Source organism: Thalassospira lucentensis, from assembly GCF_050516545.1.
Lineage (GTDB): Bacteria > Pseudomonadota > Alphaproteobacteria > Rhodospirillales > Thalassospiraceae > Thalassospira > Thalassospira lucentensis_C.
This window is the reverse complement of the sequence record NZ_CP191544.1, coordinates 2,230,665-2,252,631: the sequence shown is the minus strand read 5'-3', so window position 1 is coordinate 2,252,631 and position 21,967 is coordinate 2,230,665. Positions and strand designations below refer to the sequence as shown.

General features: G+C 50.2%; 21 protein-coding genes and 1 pseudogene. 13 read left to right on the top strand and 9 right to left on the bottom strand.

Annotation, left to right across the window (positions count from 1 at the left end; genetic code table 11):
* The first annotated feature begins 1 nt into the window (after window position 1).
* A complete protein-coding gene (locus ACQ0MK_RS10480) occupies window positions 2–967 on the top strand; it encodes a phytanoyl-CoA dioxygenase family protein (RefSeq protein ID WP_430475963.1) in 966 nt (321 codons plus the stop codon).
* Window positions 968–984: 17 nt separating this feature from the next.
* The gene (locus ACQ0MK_RS10475; protein WP_430475962.1) at window positions 985–1,893 is read left to right on the top strand and encodes an FkbM family methyltransferase; all 909 of its coding nucleotides are present in this window, start codon (window positions 985–987) and stop codon (window positions 1,891–1,893) included.
* Between the two features lie 20 nt (window positions 1,894–1,913).
* Here ACQ0MK_RS10475 and ACQ0MK_RS10470 read toward each other — a convergent pair whose 3' ends face one another.
* On the bottom strand, window positions 1,914–3,317 hold the full coding sequence (locus ACQ0MK_RS10470) for a hypothetical protein (protein ID WP_430475961.1): 1,404 nt from the start codon (window positions 3,315–3,317) through the stop codon (window positions 1,914–1,916).
* A 271-nt stretch (window positions 3,318–3,588) separates the two neighbouring features.
* On the opposite strand from ACQ0MK_RS10470, the gene ACQ0MK_RS10465 reads away from it, so the two are divergent.
* The 4 genes from ACQ0MK_RS10465 (at window position 3,589) to ACQ0MK_RS10450 (ending at window position 7,365) form a co-directional block, all read left to right on the top strand.
* Complete coding sequence (locus ACQ0MK_RS10465; protein ID WP_350045386.1) at window positions 3,589–4,014, top strand: hypothetical protein; 426 nt, start codon at window positions 3,589–3,591, stop codon at window positions 4,012–4,014.
* 9 nt (window positions 4,015–4,023) lie between these two features.
* Entirely contained in the window at window positions 4,024–4,173 is a 150-nt protein-coding gene (locus tag ACQ0MK_RS10460) for a DUF5989 family protein (RefSeq protein ID WP_350045387.1), read from the top strand.
* Between the two features lie 52 nt (window positions 4,174–4,225).
* Window positions 4,226–6,064 carry a carbamoyltransferase family protein gene (locus ACQ0MK_RS10455; protein WP_430475960.1) on the top strand — a complete coding sequence of 613 codons (1,839 nt, stop codon included), beginning with the start codon at window positions 4,226–4,228 and terminating at the stop codon, window positions 6,062–6,064.
* A gap of 65 nt (window positions 6,065–6,129) precedes the next feature.
* Window positions 6,130–7,365 (top strand): O-antigen ligase family protein, encoded by a 1,236-nt coding sequence (locus ACQ0MK_RS10450; RefSeq protein WP_430475959.1) that lies wholly within the window; start codon window positions 6,130–6,132, stop codon window positions 7,363–7,365.
* A gap of 66 nt (window positions 7,366–7,431) precedes the next feature.
* Here ACQ0MK_RS10450 and ACQ0MK_RS10445 read toward each other — a convergent pair.
* The 3 genes and pseudogenes from ACQ0MK_RS10445 to katG all read right to left on the bottom strand — a co-directional run bounded on the left by ACQ0MK_RS10445 (window position 7,432) and on the right by katG (window position 11,096).
* Window positions 7,432–8,564, bottom strand: a protein-coding gene (locus ACQ0MK_RS10445; protein ID WP_430475495.1) for an IS3 family transposase whose coding sequence is annotated in 2 segments (ribosomal slippage) — window positions 7,432–8,321 and window positions 8,321–8,564 — 1,134 coding nt in all. Because the reading frame shifts where the segments join, the coding sequence is not laid out codon by codon here.
* A gap of 61 nt (window positions 8,565–8,625) precedes the next feature.
* A pseudogene (locus ACQ0MK_RS10440) lies at window positions 8,626–8,736 on the bottom strand (transposase); the annotation flags it as partial.
* Between the two features lie 176 nt (window positions 8,737–8,912).
* A complete protein-coding gene (katG, locus tag ACQ0MK_RS10435) occupies window positions 8,913–11,096 on the bottom strand; it encodes a catalase/peroxidase HPI (RefSeq protein WP_430475958.1) in 2,184 nt (727 codons plus the stop codon).
* Between the two features lie 515 nt (window positions 11,097–11,611).
* On the opposite strand from katG, the gene ACQ0MK_RS10430 reads away from it, so the two are divergent.
* The 4 genes from ACQ0MK_RS10430 to ACQ0MK_RS10415 all read left to right on the top strand — a co-directional run bounded on the left by ACQ0MK_RS10430 (window position 11,612) and on the right by ACQ0MK_RS10415 (window position 14,388).
* The gene (locus tag ACQ0MK_RS10430) at window positions 11,612–12,544 is read left to right on the top strand and encodes a 2-dehydro-3-deoxygalactonokinase (RefSeq protein ID WP_430475957.1); all 933 of its coding nucleotides are present in this window, start codon (window positions 11,612–11,614) and stop codon (window positions 12,542–12,544) included.
* A gap of 90 nt (window positions 12,545–12,634) precedes the next feature.
* Window positions 12,635–13,303 carry a 2-dehydro-3-deoxy-6-phosphogalactonate aldolase gene (locus tag ACQ0MK_RS10425; RefSeq protein ID WP_430475956.1) on the top strand — a complete coding sequence of 223 codons (669 nt, stop codon included), beginning with the start codon at window positions 12,635–12,637 and terminating at the stop codon, window positions 13,301–13,303.
* Window positions 13,304–13,455: 152 nt separating this feature from the next.
* Window positions 13,456–14,004, top strand: coding sequence for a hypothetical protein (locus tag ACQ0MK_RS10420; protein WP_430475955.1), 549 nt, complete (start codon window positions 13,456–13,458; stop codon window positions 14,002–14,004).
* Window positions 14,005–14,061: 57 nt separating this feature from the next.
* Complete coding sequence (locus ACQ0MK_RS10415) at window positions 14,062–14,388, top strand: helix-turn-helix transcriptional regulator (RefSeq protein ID WP_430475954.1); 327 nt, start codon at window positions 14,062–14,064, stop codon at window positions 14,386–14,388.
* Window positions 14,389–14,428: 40 nt separating this feature from the next.
* On the opposite strand, the gene ACQ0MK_RS10410 is transcribed toward ACQ0MK_RS10415, so the two are convergent.
* Window positions 14,429–16,036 carry an inverse autotransporter beta domain-containing protein gene (locus ACQ0MK_RS10410; RefSeq protein ID WP_430475953.1) on the bottom strand — a complete coding sequence of 536 codons (1,608 nt, stop codon included), beginning with the start codon at window positions 16,034–16,036 and terminating at the stop codon, window positions 14,429–14,431.
* Window positions 16,037–16,459: 423 nt separating this feature from the next.
* Between ACQ0MK_RS10410 and ACQ0MK_RS10405 the strand changes: the two genes are divergently transcribed.
* From ACQ0MK_RS10405 to ACQ0MK_RS10395, 3 genes are all read left to right on the top strand, one after another.
* Window positions 16,460–17,242 carry an SDR family oxidoreductase gene (locus ACQ0MK_RS10405; protein WP_430475952.1) on the top strand — a complete coding sequence of 261 codons (783 nt, stop codon included), beginning with the start codon at window positions 16,460–16,462 and terminating at the stop codon, window positions 17,240–17,242.
* Between the two features lie 169 nt (window positions 17,243–17,411).
* The gene (locus ACQ0MK_RS10400; RefSeq protein WP_430475951.1) at window positions 17,412–17,684 is read left to right on the top strand and encodes a GIY-YIG nuclease family protein; all 273 of its coding nucleotides are present in this window, start codon (window positions 17,412–17,414) and stop codon (window positions 17,682–17,684) included.
* Between the two features lie 106 nt (window positions 17,685–17,790).
* Window positions 17,791–18,138, top strand: a complete 348-nt coding sequence (locus ACQ0MK_RS10395; protein ID WP_430475950.1) for a hypothetical protein — start codon at window positions 17,791–17,793, stop codon at window positions 18,136–18,138.
* Window positions 18,139–18,219: 81 nt separating this feature from the next.
* Here the strand turns inward: ACQ0MK_RS10395 and ACQ0MK_RS10390 are convergent, their stop codons facing one another.
* From ACQ0MK_RS10390 to ACQ0MK_RS10375, 4 genes are all read right to left on the bottom strand, one after another.
* The gene (locus ACQ0MK_RS10390) at window positions 18,220–19,323 is read right to left on the bottom strand and encodes an ABC transporter substrate-binding protein (protein WP_430475949.1); all 1,104 of its coding nucleotides are present in this window, start codon (window positions 19,321–19,323) and stop codon (window positions 18,220–18,222) included.
* A 141-nt stretch (window positions 19,324–19,464) separates the two neighbouring features.
* Window positions 19,465–20,100, bottom strand: coding sequence for a CDP-alcohol phosphatidyltransferase family protein (locus ACQ0MK_RS10385; RefSeq protein WP_430475948.1), 636 nt, complete (start codon window positions 20,098–20,100; stop codon window positions 19,465–19,467).
* 104 nt (window positions 20,101–20,204) lie between these two features.
* The gene (locus ACQ0MK_RS10380; protein ID WP_430475947.1) at window positions 20,205–21,140 is read right to left on the bottom strand and encodes a glucosaminidase domain-containing protein; all 936 of its coding nucleotides are present in this window, start codon (window positions 21,138–21,140) and stop codon (window positions 20,205–20,207) included.
* Window positions 21,141–21,227: 87 nt separating this feature from the next.
* Entirely contained in the window at window positions 21,228–21,938 is a 711-nt protein-coding gene (locus ACQ0MK_RS10375) for a GNAT family N-acetyltransferase (protein WP_430475946.1), read from the bottom strand.
* Window positions 21,939–21,967: the final 29 nt, after the last annotated feature.

Sequence of the window (21,967 nt, the reverse complement as noted above, 5' to 3'; positions counted from 1 at the left end):
CATGATTACAGGAACCGAATATTACGTTTTCGATAAAAATGCGTCAGACTTCTCTCTCGACGCTGCGCTTGAGCAGTTTAAACGAGAAGGATTCGTAGTTCTCCGCAACAGCTTTCCCGCTGAGCAACTGATCGAACTGCAGCAACAGGCAGAATTGGTTATGTCACGGCCTGCTCTCAATGGCACCCGGGGATATTACTGGAAGCATCAGAAAAAGGTTTTTGATGCATTCATGTTGGGTCGCTCCGCAGTGCACGCGATTTTGAATGAAGATATCATTCATCTTTCAAAACGTTATCTTGGTAGTGAAATTAATCTAGTTGAGTGTTTTCTGAAAAGGGACGAGTCGTCAGGAGAGGTTTACTTCCCTTTCCATTCTGACTTCCATATTGGATGGAAGGCGAAGGATATTGTAGGCCCCTTGGAACAAAAAGACTTTGACAAACCGTTTGCTACAGGCGCAATGGTTTATTTGCATGATACAGTTGATGGTGCCTTTTGTTACGCAAAGGGAACTCAGCATCTGCCACCGGTAGAGCAGTCAACGCTTGCTTGCCGAACAGCTGAAGAACAACAATTCATCATGGACAATTTGGTTCGAGTTGAAGGTAAAGCTGGCGACATAGCCATTTTTGATGACCGCGGCTTTCATGGCCCTGATCAACCCTACATATCCGATAGAACTGTACTCATTTATGACTTCTACAGTCAAAATTTCTTCGGAGATTTTGTCAAAGCAGAAATGCCTATATTTGTGAGTGATCTAGGTGGTCTTTCCGACTTGCAGAAAAGTGCATTGGGCTTTGATGCCTCAGTTGCTTTTGAGTATGACGATTATCATGTCCATCTGTTCCCCCGCTATCATCCTCGCACATATAAGATGTTGACACTTGTGATGAACATCTGCAGAAAAGTGGCCCGCCTGCGGCGTCAATTTTCGTTACGCTTGAGCAGGTTGCGAAACTGAGAAAAAGAGTCCAAGCAATGTCAATGGCACGTAAGTTGTCAAAGTTTCTTCCAGCGGGAAGGCGGGAGCAATTACGCCAAAAATGGCACCGTTGGCAAGCTGACAGGAGGTATTTCCAAAGCGGTGGTACCTTTTCTCATGATGTCATTTTGCAGTGCGACATTGCTGAAAAGACAATCAGTGTTAATGGTAGGTCACTGCGTGTTTCGGGTACGGTGCGATCTGAACGCGAGCGAAAGCGCTGGATTGGTTTCGCCGAAGACAAGAATGACTTCTGTGTCGATTGGTACGGTCAGCTGTCTACGAAAAGTATGTTGTGGGATATAGGGTCTGCTAACGGTCTTGAGGGGTTTCTGGCTTGGCAAGCGAGTGGTTGTAAGGTTGTTTTCTTTGAACCTTTTACCCCGAGTATTGAGAGTATATTGAAAACGGGATCTTGGTTGGCTCGAAAATACGGTAGAGACACGCTGTTTGGGGCCAGTGGGGATATTGAAGTGGTTCAAGCAGGCGTTGCTCCTGTTAGTAAATATGACAGGATTGAAACCCACGGCTTGCCAGTTGCGGGGACAACGAACAATTCTCTGGCAGACAGTAAAGACCTATACTGTTATGGCGGTCGACAGGGTGTTAAATCCAGTGTGTGCCAATGGTTACCTTTTGTTGCTCTTGATGATATGGTTGCTCTACACGGATTTTCTTTGCCTACCCACATGAAGATTGATGTGGACGGTTTAGAGTTAGGGGTTCTAGAGGGGGCTGTCGATATTCTGAAAAGTGGCTCGATCGAGAGTTTAGTTGTCGAAGTAAATGGACGGAACAGGGAAAAGGTGCCTGAGTTTCTAGAAAGATATGGATACCACAAGACAAGCGAGTACCGCCATATTACAGGTGAATTTTATACTGCAGATTATCTTTTCGAGAGATAGTCACTGAAACTTTGCGATTTTTATTGCTGAAGCCATGTTTCAATGGTCTTGGCGACTAATGAATAACCCTCTACAGAGTAGTGCGATCCCTGAAATCGGAAAAGGCTGTCTCGGTTATCCGCTTGGCGTAATGCTGGCCGAAGGTCGAGAAGCTCAAAACCGGACTCTCGCGCTAAATTCAGTGCCAGATCATTGTTCCGTTGATGATAGCTTGGTTGTGCCTCAAATACAGTTTGCCAGCCGGGCTGATAGACAAAAACTAATCGAATGCCATGTTGTCGAGCTGTGGCAACAGCCTCGTCAAATACGCGTTTCAATAATGTGAAGTCGGGAGTTCCTGTAGGGTTGGTAGCTCCAAGTTGATACCGCAATAATCCAAGTGCAAGCATTTCACGGAAGTTAAACTCATTAATGAAGCTGTCCTTCAAGGGGGTCGTGCCTTCCTGAGCCTCTTTCGCTTGAAGGTAGCCGTCTTCTGAGAACTTCAATAGGAACTGTTGAATTGTATCCTGCTTCTGCAATAAGTTCTGTGAGAAAGAGGGGGTCTCAACATACCTTCTTAGAATTGAGTTTTGCTTCTCCCAGTTCAAATCTGATGGGAAATCGTTGCCGTCATAATACATCCATAGAGCGGTTTGGGGACGGTGGGGTACGACATACTCCTTTAGCGTAGCCAACTGCAGGAGCGGACCGTCTCCATACTGTCCAAAATTAAGAACAGATAAGCCGAAGCCACGTAACTTTCCGGCCGTTTCCTGACCGTCGGGAACACAGGAGCCTATGGTAAATGAATCTCCTACCATGGCAATATCGAGATCGGTTACAAGATAGTCTTGTTCGCTATTTCTAAAACCAAGGTGATCGGCCTCAAAGTTGATCCAGTAACCTCCTTCCCGACAAAAAACAACTTCACGATTTGCAACCCCGTTGATGGGAAGTAGTATTTCTCCTCCAATCTCAAAGCCACCGCCAGAGTTTGCCTGAGGGTACCAGTTGTAAGGGGATGCATAGCGCATCGCTGCGGGATTGGTTTTCCTTGCCCGTGCAATCGCGTCTACTGTTGTCAATCGCTCTACGCTATGTCCAAGTTGTGTATCGAGAATGTCGAACTGTTCTGTAACGGTGGTCGGACGCGCAGAGTAGCGCAAGATGTGTAAGCCGAATTCGAGGGTAAAAAGCCCTACAACAGAAAAGAATGCCACCAGAATGATGTTAATAGCGATGTCTTTCCTGCCGACAAATAAGGTTGAGAAAGCTAATAAAGAAATGATTAGAAAGACGCCAAAATTGACAAAAAAAGCGTATCCGTCAAACAGATAAATTTCTGGTTTCAACGTTGATCTGACAACAAGCAATCCTGACCAACCGATAATCGCAGCCGCAACGAATATCATTCCCCATCTTGATTTAATGTATTCAATCATTACCAATTACTTTATTGAGCCAAGCGACCGAAAACAGCTTGTAAACATTAGCTGGAAAGTCGTTAAATGTAACTTCTATACCAAATTTTTATCGTGCACTTGTGATAGGCACAAGAGATTTCTATCCACGATACCAATGGTCAGATTCTCGGGCGGCTGGCATGAGAGTGATTGATCCTTGAAACTTTCCTGTGCTGGATGGTATACAGCATCCGATTGTCAAACACCCTCCTTTATCCCATCTCATGGGATTTGCCGGAAAGTCCGTAATATGCATGAACATCAACAAGAATTCTCTAGGCATAAGGCTCCGGGCAATAGAAACTTCGGCTTTACTGTTGGCGGTATTTTTTTACTGTTGGAGGTTTGGAGATACTGGTCTTCCGGTGATGTAGATCTCTTTGGTATGTTTTTGTTGGGTATAGGCGGGGTTCTTGTCGTTGCAGCCGGTTTGGTGCCGCGAATTTTAACTCCGTTTAACCGAGCTTGGATGAGGCTTGGAGACGTTCTGTTCAGGTTTGTCAATCCAGTTGTCATGTTTCTGATGTACAGTGTTGCTATTGTACCAGTTGCGCTGATTGTGCGTTTTGCAGGTAAGGATCTGTTGAATTTGAAACGGGATGATGAAGCCAAAACTTACTGGATTGAACGGAACCCTCCGGGGCCAGAACCCGACAGCATGAAAAATCAGTTTTAGGAAAACTTGATGTCTATTCTTAAAGAGCTCTGGGCGTTCATGCGCCATCGGAAGAAATTTTGGCTTATGCCTGTGGTGCTGATCATGGTCTTGTTCGGTGGGTTGATTGTCCTTGCGAAGGGGACAGCAGTAGCACCTTTTATCTATACGTTGTTTTGATCAAGTTTGAGCCTTTGCGAGCAAGGACTGCTTTATCCTCAAGAGAGAAAAAATGAAGATACTGGGTATATCTGCATTCTATCATGACAGTGCTGCAGCCATGCTTGATAACGGACAGATCGTTGCTGCAGCTCAAGAAGAGCGGTTTACTCGGATAAAGCACGATGCAGCCTTTCCTGCAAATGCCATTGATTATTGTCTGGATGAGCTGGGCATAAGCCTCAATGAGGTGGACTATGTAGTTTTTTATGACAAACCGTTCCTGAAATTCGAGCGCTTACTGGAAACGTATCTCGCCTTTGCGCCAAGGGGGTTCCAATCTTTCAGAAAGGCAATCCCTATTTGGTTGAAAGAGAAACTCTTCCAAAAGGACTTGCTGCGTAAGGAGTTGCAGCGGCATGCTCCGGACTTTGACTGGGAGAATAAGCTGCTTTTTGGTGAACATCATCAAAGCCATGCTGCCAGCGCCTTCTATCCATCGCCTTTCACCGAAGCAGTTGTTCTGACTATGGATGGTGTTGGGGAATGGGCAACGACTTCCGTTGCGATCGGGCGCGGCAACAAATTAGAGATGATGAAGGAAATCCATTTTCCGCATTCTCTTGGTCTCCTTTATTCTGCTTTCACATACTACACTGGATTTCGAGTCAACTCTGGCGAATATAAGCTCATGGGGTTGGCTCCATATGGAACGCCAAAATATGTAGATGTGATTCTGTCAAATTTGGTGGATGTAAAAGATGATGGGACTTTCCGGTTGGATATGTCCTATTTTGATTACTGTACCGGACTAACGATGACCAATGGGAAGTTTAATGCGCTATTTGGTCGTCCCGCGCGTAAACCTGATAATGATCCACTTGAACAGTTTCATATGGATATTGCATCATCCATTCAGGCTGTTACAGAAGAAATAGTTCTTCGGTTGACGCGTGACTTGGCAAATCATTACGGGATAGAAAACCTCTGTCTGGCTGGCGGTGTAGCATTAAACTGTGTTGCGAATGGAAAGGTGCTGAAAGATCGCGCCTTCCAGAATATTTGGATTCAGCCTGCTTCTGGAGATGCCGGAGGTGCTTTGGGAGCTGCTCTGTGTGCAAACTACAGGTTCTTGGATAAAGAACGGTCAACAGTTCCTGAAAAGGACAGCATGGCAGGTAGCTACCTTGGACCTGAATGGAGTGATGAAATTATTTCTCAACGTTTAGGTGCGGTTGGTGCTGTGTTTACTCGTTTTGATGACGTCCCATTGATTGACATGACAGCGGATGCTCTTGCTGAGGAACGAGCAATTGGATGGATGCAGGGGCGTATGGAGTTTGGGCCACGTGCGCTTGGTGCGCGTTCCATCTTGGCAGATCCGCGTTCTCCGAAAATGCAAAAAATGCTGAACCTAAAAGTAAAGTACCGGGAATCCTTTAGGCCGTTTGCTCCTAGTATCTTGATTGAGGATCTTCAAGATTGGTTCGAGCTCGATACGGCAAGTCCTTACATGCTATTGGTTGCGGAGGTTAATGAAAAACATCGCAAGAATATGAGTAAGGAAGAGGAAGCCCTGTTTGGTATCGAGAAATTAAACGTGTCTCGTTCCGAAATACCAGCAATCACACATGTCGATTATTCAGCTCGTGTTCAGACTGTGCATCAAGATACAAACCCTCGTTACCATCAGTTGATTTCGGCGTTTAAGGAACGAACTGGTTGTCCCGTGTTGGTGAACACGAGCTTTAATGTCAGGGGAGAGCCAATAGTATGTACACCTGATGATGCTTTCCGCTGTTTCATGGGGACAGACTTGGACAATCTCGTTATAGGAAATTATTTCTTGAGAAAGGAAGATCAGGATCTTTCCTTGGGGTCTGATTACAAGAATACCTTTAAACTTGATTGAGCATTTTCCAATTGAACAGGATATCTAATTTACAGGGGCAATATCCCGAGAGGTTCGGCGGCCTATTGGCAACGCTGTTGCTAGTCCCCTTTTTTCAACTGACAATCAATAATGTACAATGGGACCTTTCAAGTAGCCTGCAATGGATTTTTGTGGTTGTAGTCTTGTGTCTTATTGTTGCCCCCAGCCTCCATAAGCCTGTGGACCATCGACTTGACGCTGTGACAGTGTTTTTAGTTCTGTATGCTGTATGGTTGCTGCTTACGTCCACCTTCTCTGAATATACTCAGCAGTCCCTCAAAAGAGTCTTGCTTTTAGTTGTTCCGACGGGAATTCTTTATTTGGGACTTTCCAAGTGGAGTAAATTGGAAAGAATATTCATCGGTTTTTCCTCGGGAATTATTCTTATTTCTGCCTTTAATTCAGGACTTGCGCTGTTGTTCGCCATCAAGGTTTATTCCGACACAGCCCGTGACAGTCTTGCGCTATTTGATTTTGGTTTTCTGACAATTAGTCAAATGGGGGCGGGGCGAACTTTCGAACTGGCGTCAGGGGATGAGCTCTACATCTTGCGTTTCTCGGGACTGATACCCAATGCTAACGGTTTGGGTCTTCTTTCTGTCCTTTCTCTTTCTTTATTACCTTTTTGGCCAGTCAACTGGCGGGCCTATAAGAGGTTGCTCGTGTTATTACTGTTGACTGGCGTTGTCATCAGTTTCTCACGTATGGCTTTTGTGATGGCGATTGGTATTCTAATTTATCATGGCGTTGTCCGTTTCCGGAGGCAGAGACTTCTTCATTGGGTTCTTCCGTTCATTCTTATATCCCCGCTGATTTTAGTTGTCGCATTTCAATCGAATTTGATGCCTCAGAGCGTCTTTGGTGAACATCATGAAGTCTTGCAATTTAGGGAGCGGGCTGAAACTTGGTTTCTGACACTGGGTACTATAATGGAAAGACCTTGGATTGGAACAGGCTATGGTTTGGCAAGTGATCTCCTGTTTTCTGACCAAGAGAATAGAGCCATACATTCAGTTTTTTTGAATGCGTTGGTGGAAACAGGGATTATTGGTACTATTCTTCTGATCTGTTTTTGTTTGAAAGCAATAACAAGCTCTGGAAGTAGAGATAAAAAAATATCGGCTATTATTTTTGGTTTTTTAATAGCGGAGGTGTTTGATCTAAGCTTGGGACGTTTCCACTATTTGCATATGATTTTCATAGTTCTGGCAGTTGCGAATGTTCTTACGTTTCCCAAGAAGAAACAAAACTATTTTGATGAAGGCTTGTCTTTAAAATAAAAAATTTAATAGTTATATTTTGTGATCAATTTGAATAGCCCCTGGAATTGTAGACACCCGGTTTGATCAGATTTGTCGTCTTTCGAATTCGACGGGTGACAACATCCCGTTGGTACTATGTTTACGCTTCGGGTTGTAGAACATTTCTATGTAGTCGAAGACATCCTGACGTGCCTCATCCCGTGATTTATAAACCCTGCGGCGGATACGTTCGCGTTTGAGCAAGTTGAAGAAACTTTCGGCAACAGCATTGTCATGACAGTTCCCGCGGCAGCTCATACTATGTTCCAGATTGTGCTGACGAAGGAAAGCGGCCCAGTCGATGCTGGTATATTGGGAACCCTGATCAGAATGGATCAGCACCCTGTTCTTTGGCTTTCGCCGCCACACGGCCATCAGCAAGGCTTGCAGAACAACCTCTGTATCTTGTCGCTGCTTGAATGCCCAACCAACCACCATGCGGGAATAAAGGTCAATTACGACGGCAAGATACGCAAATCCTTCCTGTGTCTTGATATAGGTGATATCGGTCACCCAAACAGCATTTGGTCTAGGGGTATCAAACTGCCGATCCAGTTTGTTGTTAGCGACGACAGCTGGTTTGCCGCCATATTTTCCGGGACGCTTCTTGTAACCGATCCGGGCGCGTATGCCTGCATTGCGGGCCAGTCGAGCCACACGGTTCGGACTGCAACGCTCTCCCATATCCAGCAGATCATCATGGATTTTGCGGTAGCCATATACCTGACCGCTGTCTTCCCATATCTGGCGAACAAGAGCGGTCTGCCTTTGGTCTTCCAGAAACCGGGCGCTGTGTGGTTTCTTCTGCCAAGCATAAAAGCCACTGGGATGAACCTGCAAACACCGGCACATGGTGCGCACCGAATGGACCCGGCGATGCTGGTCAATAAACGCGTACCTCATTTTGCATCCCTGGCGAAGTACGCGGTTGCCTTTTTTAGAATATCGCGCTCCTCGGTGATCCGAGCGAGTTCTTGCTTCAGGCGGCGTATCTCGGATGATTGTTGATCAGCTTCAGTAATCGCATCAGGGGATTTGCTGAACTTCTTCTTCCACACATACAGGGAATGTGTGCTGACACCGAGACGAGCAGAAACTTCCGCTACTGAGTAGCCTCGTTCTGTAATCTGGCGAACGGCATCAATCTTGAACTCATCGGTAAAATGACTCTTGGGCATCGTAAACTCCTTGCCTCACTTTATAAGTGATGGGGTGTCTACAATTCCAGGGGCTATTCAAAGTGCTTTCCCCAATCCCGTGACGTCGACATACATCCGCCGTCGTCCCGTTAGCCTCCTGTTCTTTCAGGATTCTGATGATTTGTTCCTCGGTAAACCTGCTCTTTTTCATTCGTCCGCCTCCTGATAACAGACTCTACTTTCTTTTGGTCGGGTTTAAAGGGCTCAGGTCATCTCGAACGGCTTTGGTTTACGTAGGGTGAAGAACAAAACACCCCCGCCCAAAAGGACGAGGGTGTTCTCATCTCAGAGCCCAAAAGCCCCAAATTTTCTTAAAGTCGCAAAGCCTTAAGCGAGATCAAACCGATCCGCATTCATCACTTTGGTCCAAGCCGCGACGAAGTCTTTGACGAACTTCTCGTGGTTGTCGTCCTGGGCATAGACTTCGGCATAGGCGCGCAGGATCGAGTTCGATCCAAACACCAGATCAACTCGGGTTGCGGTGTATTTGGTGGTGCCGATTTTGCGATCAACGATGTCATAGCTGTTATCGCCGGTTGGTTTCCAGCTATAGCCCATGTCGGTCAAAGTGACGAAGAAATCGTTGGTCAATTTGCCCGGCTGGTCGGTGAAGACACCGTGTTTTGACCCACCATAGTTGGTGCCAAGCACACGCATACCGCCGATCAGAACGGTCATTTCCGGTGCCGAGAGACCCAAAAGCTGTGCGCGATCAAGCATCATTTCTTCCGGGCTGACGGTATAGTCCTTTTTCGACCAGTTGCGGAAACCATCGGCCAATGGTTCCATTGCATCAAAGCTATCGGCATCGGTCATTTCGTCGGTGGCATCCCCACGGCCCGGTGCGAACGGAACCGTGATGTTAACGCCCGCATCACGGGCAGCCTTTTCAACCGCAGCCGACCCACCCAGCACGATCAGATCGGCAAGGCTGACTTTCTTGGCCAGACCGGCCTGAAGGTCTTCAAGGGTTTTAAGAACCTTGGCAAGACGGGCTGGTTCGTTGCCTTCCCAATCCTTTTGCGGGGCCAGACGGATACGCGCACCATTGGCACCCCCACGCATGTCCGATCCACGATAGGTCCGGGCACTGTCCCATGCGGTTGCAATCAGCTCGGCCGAGGTCAGACCGGCATTGAGCAGTTTGGCCTTAAGATCGGCGATCTCGGCATCGTTCAGGGTGTAATCAACACTTGGGATCGGGTCCTGCCAGATCAGGTCTTCTGCCGGGACGTCCGGGCCGATATAGCGAACTTTCGGGCCGAGGTCACGGTGGGTCAGTTTGAACCAGGCGCGGGCAAAAGTGTCGGAGAAATATTCCGGGTCCTTGATGAATTTCTGACAGATCGCGTTATAGATCGGATCAACCTTCATCGCCATGTCGGCATCGGTCATGATCGGCATGCAACGGATGGACGGGTCTTCAACGTCAACCGGCATGTCTTCTTCTTTGATGTCGACCGGCATCCACTGCCATGCGCCAGCCGGGCTTTTTTTCAATTCCCATTCATAGCCAAACAGAAGATCGAACCAGCCCATATCCCACTGGGTCGGGTTTTTGGTCCAGGCGCCTTCGATGCCTGATACCACGGTGTCGCGGCCAATGCCACGGCCCTTGGTGTTCATCCAGCCCATGCCCTGTGCGGTGACATCGGCGGCTTCGGGTTCGGCGCTTAGATCGGCGGCATCGCCATTGCCGTGACATTTACCAATGGTGTGACCACCCGCCGTCAGGGCAGCGGTTTCTTCGTCATCCATTGCCATGCGGGCAAAGGTTTCGCGCACCTGAAGGGCGGTTCTGGCCGGGTCTGGCTGGCCATTCACACCTTCGGGGTTTACATAGATCAGGCCCATCTGAACCGCGGCCAACGGGTTTTCCATGGTGTCGGGTTTGGAAACATCGCCATAACGGCCGTCACTTGGGGCGAGCCATTCTTTTTCGGCACCCCAGTAGGTGTCTTTTTCCGGATGCCAGATATCTTTACGACCAAAGGCAAAGCCGAATGTTTTAAGACCCGCGACTTCATAGGCAATGGTGCCTGACAAGATCATCAGATCGGCCCAGGAAATTTTGTTGCCATATTTCTTTTTGATCGGCCACAGCAGACGGCGGCCTTTGTCGGTGTTGACGTTATCCGGCCAAGAATTGAGCGGGGCGAAACGCTGATTGCCTGTTCCGCCACCACCACGGCCATCGGCCAAGCGATAAGAACCGGCAGAGTGCCAGGCAACGCGGGCAAACATGCCGACATAGCTGCCCCAATCGGCGGGCCACCAATCCTGACTTTCTTTCATCAGGGCGCGAAGATCATTTTTCAGCGCTTCGACATCAAGCTTTTTAAGTTCTTCGGCATAGTCAAAATCCGCGCCAAGCGGATTAACCTTGGTGTCGTGCTGATGGAGAATGTCAAAATTAAGGGAGTTGGGCCACCAATCGGTGACTGTGGTGCCAAGTGCGGTTTGACCGCCATGCATTACCGGACATTTCCCTGCGGTATTTTTTCCGTCCATTTTCTCTCTCCGTCGTGGCTGAGATGTTTTTAAACAGCTCTTTGATCCATATCGTGCTGCGCTAAGGCGATATGGGAACAAAATGACAAATCCCGATTGCTATTTTGTAGCGCCTTATGGTTGAGGTTCTTTGATGTCGTTGATTTAAACAAACCCGGTTTGATTGCGCCAGTATTTCTACGTGAAGCTTTCATGTTCAAGGTAATGTTCAACTTAAAGAACGCAACAAAACATGGTCACAAAATTCGATGCGCGGGTTTCCCCATCGCTTTAAAGAGGCTACCAAGTCTGAATAAATAGGGGAAATAGTTATTTTATGTATTTTTGATAGCTTTAATCGATAAGTTGACAGGGGAACTTTGTGCGGGGCATGGGGCCGTTACTTTTGTGCACAGCCAACAGGCAGTTCCGAGACATTCGAACAGCGCGGATTGACCAAGTGCCTTGCGAATAGTATGAGGAATAAAATCAAAATCGATCATGTCGATATTTAACGGTTGGGAGCCGCGTCATTTATGGAACAAAAGACCTTGCCAACATGGGTCGCGGTTGATTGGGGCACGTCCAACCTGCGGGTCTGGGCGATGGATGATAGCGCTAACATCCTTGGCACTGTTGAAAGTCCGCTTGGCATGAATGCGATTGCCGATGATCCCGAGCTTGGCTTTGAAGGCGTTCTCATCAACCTGATTGAAAGCTGGCTTGTGGACGGTGCTGCACCTTTGCCGGTTGTGATCTGTGGCATGGCCGGGGCGCGGCAAGGGTGGCTTGAAGCACCCTATTGCGAAGTCCCCGCGGCGCCTGCCGATCTGGCGATGGGGGCGGTTCATCCGGATGTGAGCGATCCGCGCATTTCGGTTTCAATCCTGCCCGGCCTTTGTCAGCGCGGGGATGCCGATGTCATGCGCGGCGAAGAAACCCAGCTGGTCGGCTTTATGGCGCAGAACCCGGATTTTTCCGGCTGGGTCTGTTTGCCCGGAACCCATTCGAAATGGGCGCGGTTATCCGGTGGTCAGATTTTGGCATTTCGCACCTATATGAGCGGCGAGGTCTTTGCCCTTTTGTCGCAAAATTCGATCCTGCGTCATTCTGTCGATGCAACCTGGGATGATGTGGCCTTTGTCGACGCCGTGCGATCGGCCAATGCCCAGCCAAGCGGTTTCTTGCACAGCCTATTTACGGTCCGCGCTGGGGCGCTTGTCGCCAAGGATGGCGCGGTTGTTCCGCCCGGCGCGTCGGTTCTTTCGGGGGCTGTGATCGGGGCTGAAATTGCCGATGTGCTCAGTCTTTTGCGCGCAGGCGACGAGATTGCCCTGATTGGCACGGGGAAGCTGGCATCGCTGTATCAGGCGGCCTTGGTGGTGCATGACCATAAGGCAACTCCGATGGACGGGGCGGCAATTACCTTGGCCGGATTGGCCCGCGCGCACAGCGTTGTTATTGGCTAGCCAACCTTCGTTGCCGTTGGGGCTGTTCCCCGATATGTTCGCAACAGATTAAAGGCCCGGTTGACGGGCATGACAGACAGGATCACCAAAATGGCACTCCCAACCCCGGTCAATTCACAGATCACGGACACCGCAACGCCAAACGGCCATCGCAAACTGATTGCGATTTTGCGCGGGGTGGAACCCCATGAATCCGCCGATATGGCGCGTGCCTTGGTCGCGGCCGGGATCACGATGATTGAAGTACCGCTGAATTCGCCTGAACCGTTTAAAAGCATTACCTTGATGAAAGACGCGGTTGGCAATGCCGCCATGATTGGCGCAGGCACGGTTTTAACTCCGCAAGATGTCGTCGATCTGAAGGCTGCATCGGGTGAATTTGTCGTCTCGCCCAATTGCGATGTCGAAGTGATTGCCAAGACCAAGGAACTTGGCTTGGGCTCATGGCCGGGGGTTTTGACCCCAAGCGAATGCTTTGCCGCGATCAAGGCCGGTGCCGACGGGCTTAAAATTTTCCCCGCCAGCATCATTGGTGCAGACGGGATCAAGGCGATGCGCGCCGTCCTTCCCAAAGACATGCCGGTTTATGCGGTTGGCGGGGTCGGGGCAGATGATTTTGCCACCTATGCCAAGGCCGGTTGTGATGGGTTTGGTCTTGGATCAGGGATCTATAAACCGGGCATGAGTGCCGATGATGTTTCCAAAGCCGCACGGACCTATGTCCGCGCCCATGATGCGGTCTTTGCATGGGTTTCGTAAGCGTGCTTCAAAATGTAATTGCTTGAAAACATTTTCAAAATAGTGAATTTTGATCGGGTCCTAGTTCATCAGCAGCAACGCACACTGTAAAAACGGGTGTTGTAACTGGACAGCTCTTTGGGGGAAGAGTGTAACTTCTGGGGGCATCCACAGTGAGCTATCTTGTCAATCATCAGGTGTTTGCATCGCAAGATTTGCATCAGGCGCGTGACGTTCTGTCTGATCTTAATAGCATTGAGAAACTTGATGTTGTCGGCAAGAACAGCGAAGTGGATATCGCCATCCATGCCGCAGAACTTGGCAAGATCGGCCTGCTATACGCATCCTTGGGGGCCCGGCGGGTTCGTATCCAAACACCTTCCATTGATGATGAAGACCTGTTCTTTATGTTCGTCACCAGCGGTTCGGCGCAGGTAAAGCACGGCTCGCATGAATGCGCGGTTTCGACTGAGCGTGGTCTGATCCGCAATATGCAATTGCCGGTGTCAAAGCTGCGCGCACATGCCCATGCTTTGATGGGAGCCGATATTGCCCGTGGTGATCTGGTGTTTGATCCGACGCTGGATCTGGCGCGACCGGAAACCCAACATGTTCGCGATACGTTGGAATATGCCACCAATGCACTTGACGGTCCGCTTCGGCACTTAGCCAGCCCGCATCTCCGCCGTGAACTGGAAGACCTCCTTTTGACAAACATCTGAACGATGTTGCCGAACTCTTATTCGGATCGGCTGAAAGACAGGCCTATATCCACAGCGATGCCCTATTACGTCAAACGTGCGCGCGATTATATTCATGATCATGCCGATGAACCGATTAGTCTGGATGATCTTGTCGCATTCGCGGGCTGTAGTTATCGGACATTGCAACGTGCCTTTGGGGATACATTGAATATGGCCCCGATGGCGTATGCAAAACAGGTTCGTCTAAGCCGGGCACATGATGATCTTTTGATGGCGGGTGACGAGGATACTGTTGCCACCATTGCCCGCAAATGGGGATTTGATCACGTTGGCCGCTTTGCCCGCATCTACGCCGAGAAATACGGCGCTATGCCATCAGAAGCTCTGCGCCGACGTTTGTGATATATCGGCTGTCTGGTCGCGCAATGCTCTTTCACGTCTATCAAGGGCAGCTAATTGATCCAAAGCCGACCGAGCCAGTCGGTGCAGTGAAGAAATTGCACGTTCCGCTGCTGGCGGTGTTACCTGTGGAGGCAGCGTTGAAGGATGTCCCGTTGTTACCTTGAAGGACATATTTAACGGCTCCGGCGGTTGGCAGCGAGATTGAATTGTCCGCAATGGTTATGTTTGTTGCGTCTTGCGCGCGCATGCCAATTGCGTTTGCTGCGGATGATGACGCGGTAACCGTATTTCCACGAATGACAGCGTTGGTTGATGAATAAGCATCAATTCCGAAACCAGTACCGGAATTCCCATAACTGGTAACGGTGCTGTTTTCGATCGTAACCCCGGTTTTATTCTGTAAGTTAACGCCGTAAGCATTGCCCGCACCGCTGCGATAATTGGTTACCGTCATATTGCGCAGGGTCGAATTATTCGCCATAACCACTGTCGAGGAAACTGCGGTGTCTTGTGCTGCAATGGTTGCGCCGGGAACGATCAGGGTGGCTGTCTTCCCGGATGGCGATTTCACTGTCATCGTGCCGCCGCCAACAAGCGTTTGACCAGCAGCCACTTGGACCGCCGCATTGGTACTGAAGGTGCCCGAAAGAATGACTGTCGTACTTCCGGCATTGCTCAAAGCCGTATTCAGTTCAGCAACCGTCGTGGTCGATGAGCTGTCAACAACGGTGAGGGCTTCTCCGTCGGCGGTTTCAGTCGCTGTTTCCGTTGCGCCAAATGCCCCGGCCTGACTGACGACATCAATGTCGCGGATGACAGGATCGGTCATGCGGCGTTCCATGGGTGTCAGGGACCGCGAAGATGTGTTCCCGAACATCTGTAACGGGATACGCAGACGCGCGGTGACAAAACCCTGTGATCCGCGTGGATCATCATGTTGCCATTCAGTGCCCAAAGAAAAGCGGGACCCTTCCCACAACCAGGGTGTTTCATCAAAGGTCAGCTCGCCGCGAAAGCGTGGCCCGGTGATGTTTTCAACATCATCGCCGGTGAAATGATAGCCACCGGCAAACAGACGAAACTGTTTTGGGCCTTCTGGTTCATAAACCGGAAGGCGCCAGCCGATTTCGGCATCAAAACCCGACAGGCTTCGTTCTTCGCCAGCGGTAAAAATGACGGATGTACCGGTAATGGTTGCTGTGTTCAGGGCATCAACTTCATGGCTGCGACGTCCCTGTGGCAGATAGGCATTGGCGCGAACGTCCCAGTCGGTCGACAGGGCTTCAACGCCAAGCGTGACCTGATTGAAATGGTTTTTCCATTCCGTTTCCCGACGGTCGAAATAGGCAATACCACCAAGGTTCCAACCGCTTTCAAGCATGTGGCGCAAGCCCAGCCCGAAGTTGCCTTCGTGGCTGTTGCTGTCATCCATGCGGGCACGCATGTTGGTGAAAAACAGGGTGTCGTCATTCTGCAAAAGAGGAATGAACAAATCCGTTTCACCGAGATTGCGGTCCGTACCTGCTTTGCCCTCAAGGTCGATATGCGAACCCCATTTGTTGCTGGTTGTAGCTGTGTCGGCATAAGCGACTGACGCCGTCATCATTGTGCTACCAACCAGAATGCCAAGCAGGAATTTGTTCTTCATCTGTCCAATAATACCCATTCACGACAGCACGAATGCGCCGCATGGGGGATGGCGACATGGAACGTGGTGTGTTTGTTGTTCTCTTGGGAGGTGGCTTAATCTTGTTAAGGGTTTTGCGCCAAGCCTCTGTTTGCTCAAGATGAATCTACTGAAAATGAGCAACCCAAACCACGTGCGTGTTTTATCAATTTCGCAAAAGTTATCATTTTCCTCCCGTAGCATGACTGCAAACTGATGATGGGGAGTCCGTAAATGCGAAACCGGAGTTGGCAGTTTAAAACATATTGCTTGTTTGCGACGAAGAAGGCGGGCTGTTGCTGTTTTGGAATAATCGTTTCCAGATTGTGGAACGATGTTTGACCCGGCGGTCAAGTGCGGGCTAAATTCCTGCCATTGCAAGAACTCCAAGAACAGGAGGATCCATTGGATCTGGGAATTAAAGGCCGTAAGGCAATTGTGTGTGCTTCGTCAAAAGGGCTTGGTCGCGGGTGCGCGATCAAATTGGCTGAGGCCGGTGTTGATCTGGTGCTGAATGCGCGTTCCGAAGGGCCGCTGAATGAAACTGCGGAATATATTCGCGATACATATGGCGTGAATGTCATCGCAGTTGCCTGTGATATCACCACCGAAGAAGGCCGCAATAAGGTTCTTGCCGCCGTCGATGCGCCGGACATCCTTGTCAATAATGCCGGTGGCCCGCCCCCCGGTGTTTGGTCCGATTGGGGACAGGCCGAATGGGAAGCCGCCGTGCAGTCAAACATGCTGACCCCGATCTTGTTGGCAACCGCAGTTCTGCCGGGCATGATTTCCCGTAAATGGGGCCGGGTGGTTAACATCACGTCTGGTTCGGTTAAATCACCGATCCCGCATCTTGGTTTGTCCAACGGCGCACGTGCCGGTTTGACCGGGTTTGTCGCGGGTACGTCACGTCAGGTCGCCAAGGATGGCGTGATCATGAATAACCTTCTGCCGGGACAGCATGATACGGATCGTATCAATGCACTGATGACCAACAAGTCCAAGAATGAAGGCATCAGCCTTGATGAAGCACGCACCAAAACACAGGCAGGTCTTCCGACCGGTCGTTTTGGTGACCCGCTTGATTTCGGTGCGACCTGTGCCTTTATGTGCAGCGAACATGCCAAATTCATGGTTGGGCAGAACGTATTGCTCGATGGTGGGGCGTTTAACTCCACAATGGGCTGATATGTCGCCTTTCGGCACAGGTTGGTCTGCAAACGTCCGTTTGCTGTGCTTCCGGTGCTCACGTACGCAAGTACGCTGCGCGCCGGTTCTCGCAACCAGATGTTTTCGACACACCCTGTGCCGAAATCCAACACATCACTAGGTGCCCAAAGTAAAACTGTATACGTGCATGGCGTCGTTTACTTTTGTCTATGTATTGCGCGAACTGGGGTTTGACCCGGCGACAAGCAAGGCAAAGCTGCCCCGGACCTATGTCGGGTGGTCAACGGATGTGGACGCCCGGCTTGCAACGCATAACAGCGGCAAGGGGGCCAAGACCACGCGCGGGCGGCAGTGGGAACTGGTTTATGTTGAACGGTTTCGAACCTTTGGGCAGGCCATGAGCCGCGAATGGCACCTTAAGCGTGATCGCAAACTGCGGAAGGCTCTGGCCGGGGAATAAATAGGCCGTGGACAGGCAGATTTGATCAAAACAGGGCTTGCATCAAAGTGCTAAGTAACAGATATGTCCTTGCAAATATCTTCTATAAACCGGGGTAACACCAGATATGGCATTCGTTCGCAAAAATCCGCTGAAACTCAATAAATTACAGCTTCGCACGCTTGTTCTTGCTCAGATCATCGCCAATGATCCGAATTCCGGGCAGGTCGATGACGAGACTGGCGAAGGGACTCTTTTGCGCGTTCCACATGCCCATGGTGATCACGTTCATGTCGGTCAATTCACCGTTGCCGCACGCGACGCCAGTGGGTTTGAAAACCCGTCCGTCTGGGTGGTTCTGACCCGCAAAGGTCTGGTGAAGGAAGGCTATCCGGCGACTGTGGTTCTGACCAAGGAAGGCATGGCGTATGATACCGGTCTTGGCGATCATTTCCTTGAGGAAAGCGATCACTAGGCGGCAGATAAACGTCCAATAGACATCGCGCCGATATAAGCCCTGCAAACGCAGGGCTTTTCTTTTGGCATAGGGTGTCGATTATTCCACGCGAATGAACTTACCATCTTGAATGGTCACGAAATAACTGCTGCGGTTACCATCGCCAAACTGGTCAAACACCAATTCCTGATTCAGGCCCATTTGCGGGGGCAGTGTGGCAAGCGCGTCGTCAAGCCTTTGGTCCGGATGTTTGGTTTTAAGAGCCGTAAACAGAACCGTTGCTGCGTCATAGGTCAGGACCGCAGAATAACCGGGCGTTTCATTAAACATTGCGGTGTAGTCGGCAACGAATTGCTGAAAACGCGGATTATCGTCATAGCGATCATAGGCCTGTACCAGTTCCATGCCTTCAACCGCAGCGCCGCCCAATTCAATCAGCGTTTCTGTTCCGGCCCATTCAGCTGATGCCAACGGAATATCGGCAGACAATTTCCGGATTTCCCTGGCTAGTTCGGCGCTATCGGTGCTGTTGGTGATCAGGACAATTCCGTTGGGAGAGTTTTCCATCAGTTGGGCGGCGGCATCGGCAAGTGAAATGCCGTCAACATTGATCCAGACCTTGGAAATAACCCGCCCGTCAAACTCGTCAAATTCCAAAAGAAATTCGCGATACCAGCTATCGGTGAAGGCTTCGTTCTCGCCGTCAAGGGCAATGGAAACCGTGCTGTGGTTAAGGTCTATACTGCGTTTGGCATATGCGCGTGCATTCTGACGCGTCGTTGTATTCATGCGAAACAGATAATCACGGAAACCGGCAAACTCGGCGGCTGACACGGTCGGGGATACGGTAACAATGCCAAGATCATTGATCACCGGCAGCATTGCCATGCCAATTGAACTGATGATGGGGCCGACAATGGCGTCAACGCCAAGTTTATCGAACTCCCGAACATGGTTTTGCGCGGTTTCGGGTGATTTTTCGTCATCCCGTGGAATGATTTCGATCATGCGCCCATCAATGCCGCCGTCGTCATTGATTTGTTGGGCGGCAAGTTTTAGCGCGTTGAGCGATGCGGTTCCCGCATCTCCCCCCGGTCCTGAGAGGCCAGCAATGAAGCCGACTTTTATCGGTCCTGATTGATCACATGCGACAAGAAAAAAACATCCAATAAGGAGTAAATATAGAACCCTGTTTGACCGCATATTCTTCCTTGCCTGTTCTCATTTACGCTCTTGCGAGGCTTTTGTTGTTTTTGGCACATCTGTACCCAGATGTGGGCCCGATCCTTTCGATATGGCGTCAGAGGCACGTAGCTTCAAGCTGTTAACGACGTTTGGTGTGTGTTATCCAAAATCCCGTCGGGCTTGAAGGACCCGGCCAAAGGTGGTGATCAGGCACAATGCGCCAAAGATTGCTGCGATTTGTGTAAACCAGCCGGGAAACAGGCATATCAGGCATAGAACAACGATTGTTTCGCTGCCTTCGGTGATGCCGGTCAGGTAGTAGAAACTTTTCTTGCCCTGCTTGTCGTGATTGCGATTTTGCTTGGTTGCAATGATTGCATAAGCCAGAAAACTTGACCCGGTGCCGACAAAACAAAAAATCAAAAATGCCGCCATCAAAGCATGTTCAGGTCGCCCGATGGCAAAGGCCAGAATGATGCCAGCGTAAAACAGGAAATCGGCGACGATATCGTAATAGCCACCCAGGTCGCTTTCCTGTGTTTTGGCATTGGGATGTCGCGAACGCGGGGCCGCATGACGGGCAACTGCCCCATCAAGCCCGTCCATCACCCGCGATGCAAGGATCAGTACAAGGGCTGCGTAATCGAGTTGTAAAACAAGGCACCCCGCAGCCAAAACACCCAGGAAAAAGCCGAACCCGGTAATGATGTTTGGCGTGATTCCGGTGCCTGACAGGGTTTTGGCAACCGCATTGAGCGGCTTGTCAATCAATGGGCGCAGGCGGGCATCAAACATTTGGGATCCATCCGGTTAAGCTGTTGTGATCGCGACTATAAACCTAACGGCGGACAATTGATAATCACCAGTTCGTATATGCGAACCCGGTTGGGTATGGGGGATTATTCCGCTTCCGGGATCAGGTGGTAATAGGGGCTTTCTTCCAGCACAGCATCATCGGCATGAACAAGTTTGTTCTGGCGAATGACAGCCTGGATTTCTTCGGTATAGACGTGCCCGCGTTCGGAATAACGTGTCAGGGTTTCGGCCAAAATCATGCCCGACAGTGGTTCGTTGTTGGCGAGCATCTTTGCCCGCAGATCGCGGAATTCCTGATAGGCAGATCCGGTATTAAGGTTCATCATATAGGCCCGAACCGACCCGAACGGCGATTTGAAAGCAGCAATTTTGTAATCGCCAAGATGGCTGCGCTGTTCTTCGGGGGTGATGCCTTCGCCGTCATATGTCCATTGGCCAAACAACGCATTGCCCGCAGCGGCAAAGCGCGAAGTTCCCCATCCGCTTTCAATCGCCATTTGCGCCATGGCAAGGGATGGCGGGATCGGGCCGATGCGGCTTTGAAGCTCGGTGACGGTCGCCGGATCATCCGCATCTGTGCTGATCCGGTATTGGGTTGCCAGCTCGGAAATGACTGCACTGTCATTGTTGCTGATCGCCGTTTTCAATGCTTGTTGCTGAAAGGCGATTTCGTCATTTGCCAGAACCGTCAACGGGCCAAGGGTGCGAAAGAAAATGCGTTTCTTGGCGGTGACGGTGATCTGATCGGCGATTTCGTCGCGCCAGGCATTGGGGATGGTTTGCAGGAAAAGACGCGGGATTGTGCGTTCCCCCGCATCCCATGCTTCTGGCGTATAGCCCAGATCATCAAAGAACTTTTCCAACTGCTCATAACCGTGAAGCTCGACACGTATGACGTCGCTTTTTTTCGGGACGGGCAGGGTGATGTCGGCGTGGGCCAGGTTTGTAAGAAAGCTGCTTGCCAAGAGCGCGAAGATGACCGTCGCACCAAGTTTATACCTTAAAGCGGTGTATGGCATGGTGTTCTCCCCTTGCCTGTTCCAGCAGATTGCAAGACAGGGGAAGATTACCACGGTTTGTATAAACCAATGAAATCACAAAGAAGCTCAGTGGCGAAAATCTTGCAACCGGGTGCGTTGTTTGCCGGTTTCATCAAAGTTTCCGGGCGATATCCACGCTTCGAACGCGGCTTTGATCGCGGGCCATTCTTCGCTGGTGACGGAAAACCACGCGGTGTCGCGGTTGCGGCCCTTATAGACCATGTGGTTGCGGAATGTACCTTCATAGCTAAAGCCATATCGCGCCGCGGCGGCCCGTGACGGCGCATTTTGATCGTCGCATTTCCATTCATATCGCCGATAGCCCAGCTCATCAAAGGCACGCTTCATCATCAGATACATCGCCTCGGTCCCGCCTATGGTCTGCGAAAGGGCTGGGGCATAATTGATGTTGCCAATTTCAATCACCCCATGTGTCGGGTCCATTCGCATGAAGGCAGCAACGCCGACTGCCTTTTTGCTGATCACATCAATGATGGTGTGAAGCATAGGGTCGCTGGTCGCAGCCATCCCGTCCAGCCATGCTTTGTAGGCATCAAAATCATCAAAGGCATGAGTAAACAGATAGGTAAAACGCGACCCGTCAGAAGCCGCGTGATTGGCGTCAAACAGGTGTCTTGCATCACGGGCAACGTCAAGCGGGCTGATAATCACATGCTGACCGATCATGTCGCTGCGCGGCGGCAAATCACACGGGGTCCAGTTTTCAACTGGACGGCCAACAGGTTTGCCAAAGGCGTCTTTGTGGGGCGATGTCATAAGGGCATCCTGATCTATGTGGCATATGG

Excerpts from the sequence above, each read along its gene's own strand:
- ACQ0MK_RS10480 (WP_430475963.1), top strand. The coding sequence starts at position 2 with ATGATTACAGGAACCGAATATTACGTTTTCGATAAAAATGCGTCAGAC.
- ACQ0MK_RS10475 (WP_430475962.1), top strand. The coding sequence starts at position 985 with ATGTCAATGGCACGTAAGTTGTCAAAGTTTCTTCCAGCGGGAAGGCGG.
- ACQ0MK_RS10470 (WP_430475961.1), bottom strand. The coding sequence starts at position 3,317 with ATGATTGAATACATTAAATCAAGATGGGGAATGATATTCGTTGCGGCT.
- ACQ0MK_RS10465 (WP_350045386.1), top strand. The coding sequence starts at position 3,589 with ATGCATGAACATCAACAAGAATTCTCTAGGCATAAGGCTCCGGGCAAT.
- ACQ0MK_RS10460 (WP_350045387.1), top strand. The coding sequence starts at position 4,024 with ATGTCTATTCTTAAAGAGCTCTGGGCGTTCATGCGCCATCGGAAGAAA.
- ACQ0MK_RS10455 (WP_430475960.1), top strand. The coding sequence starts at position 4,226 with ATGAAGATACTGGGTATATCTGCATTCTATCATGACAGTGCTGCAGCC.
- katG (WP_430475958.1), bottom strand. The coding sequence starts at position 11,096 with ATGGACGGAAAAAATACCGCAGGGAAATGTCCGGTAATGCATGGCGGT.
- ACQ0MK_RS10430 (WP_430475957.1), top strand. The coding sequence starts at position 11,612 with ATGGAACAAAAGACCTTGCCAACATGGGTCGCGGTTGATTGGGGCACG.
- ACQ0MK_RS10425 (WP_430475956.1), top strand. The coding sequence starts at position 12,635 with ATGGCACTCCCAACCCCGGTCAATTCACAGATCACGGACACCGCAACG.
- ACQ0MK_RS10415 (WP_430475954.1), top strand. The coding sequence starts at position 14,062 with ATGCCCTATTACGTCAAACGTGCGCGCGATTATATTCATGATCATGCC.
- ACQ0MK_RS10410 (WP_430475953.1), bottom strand. The coding sequence starts at position 16,036 with ATGAAGAACAAATTCCTGCTTGGCATTCTGGTTGGTAGCACAATGATG.
- ACQ0MK_RS10400 (WP_430475951.1), top strand. The coding sequence starts at position 17,412 with ATGGCGTCGTTTACTTTTGTCTATGTATTGCGCGAACTGGGGTTTGAC.
- ACQ0MK_RS10395 (WP_430475950.1), top strand. The coding sequence starts at position 17,791 with ATGGCATTCGTTCGCAAAAATCCGCTGAAACTCAATAAATTACAGCTT.
- ACQ0MK_RS10390 (WP_430475949.1), bottom strand. The coding sequence starts at position 19,323 with ATGCGGTCAAACAGGGTTCTATATTTACTCCTTATTGGATGTTTTTTT.
- ACQ0MK_RS10385 (WP_430475948.1), bottom strand. The coding sequence starts at position 20,100 with ATGTTTGATGCCCGCCTGCGCCCATTGATTGACAAGCCGCTCAATGCG.
- ACQ0MK_RS10380 (WP_430475947.1), bottom strand. The coding sequence starts at position 21,140 with ATGCCATACACCGCTTTAAGGTATAAACTTGGTGCGACGGTCATCTTC.
- ACQ0MK_RS10375 (WP_430475946.1), bottom strand. The coding sequence starts at position 21,938 with ATGACATCGCCCCACAAAGACGCCTTTGGCAAACCTGTTGGCCGTCCA.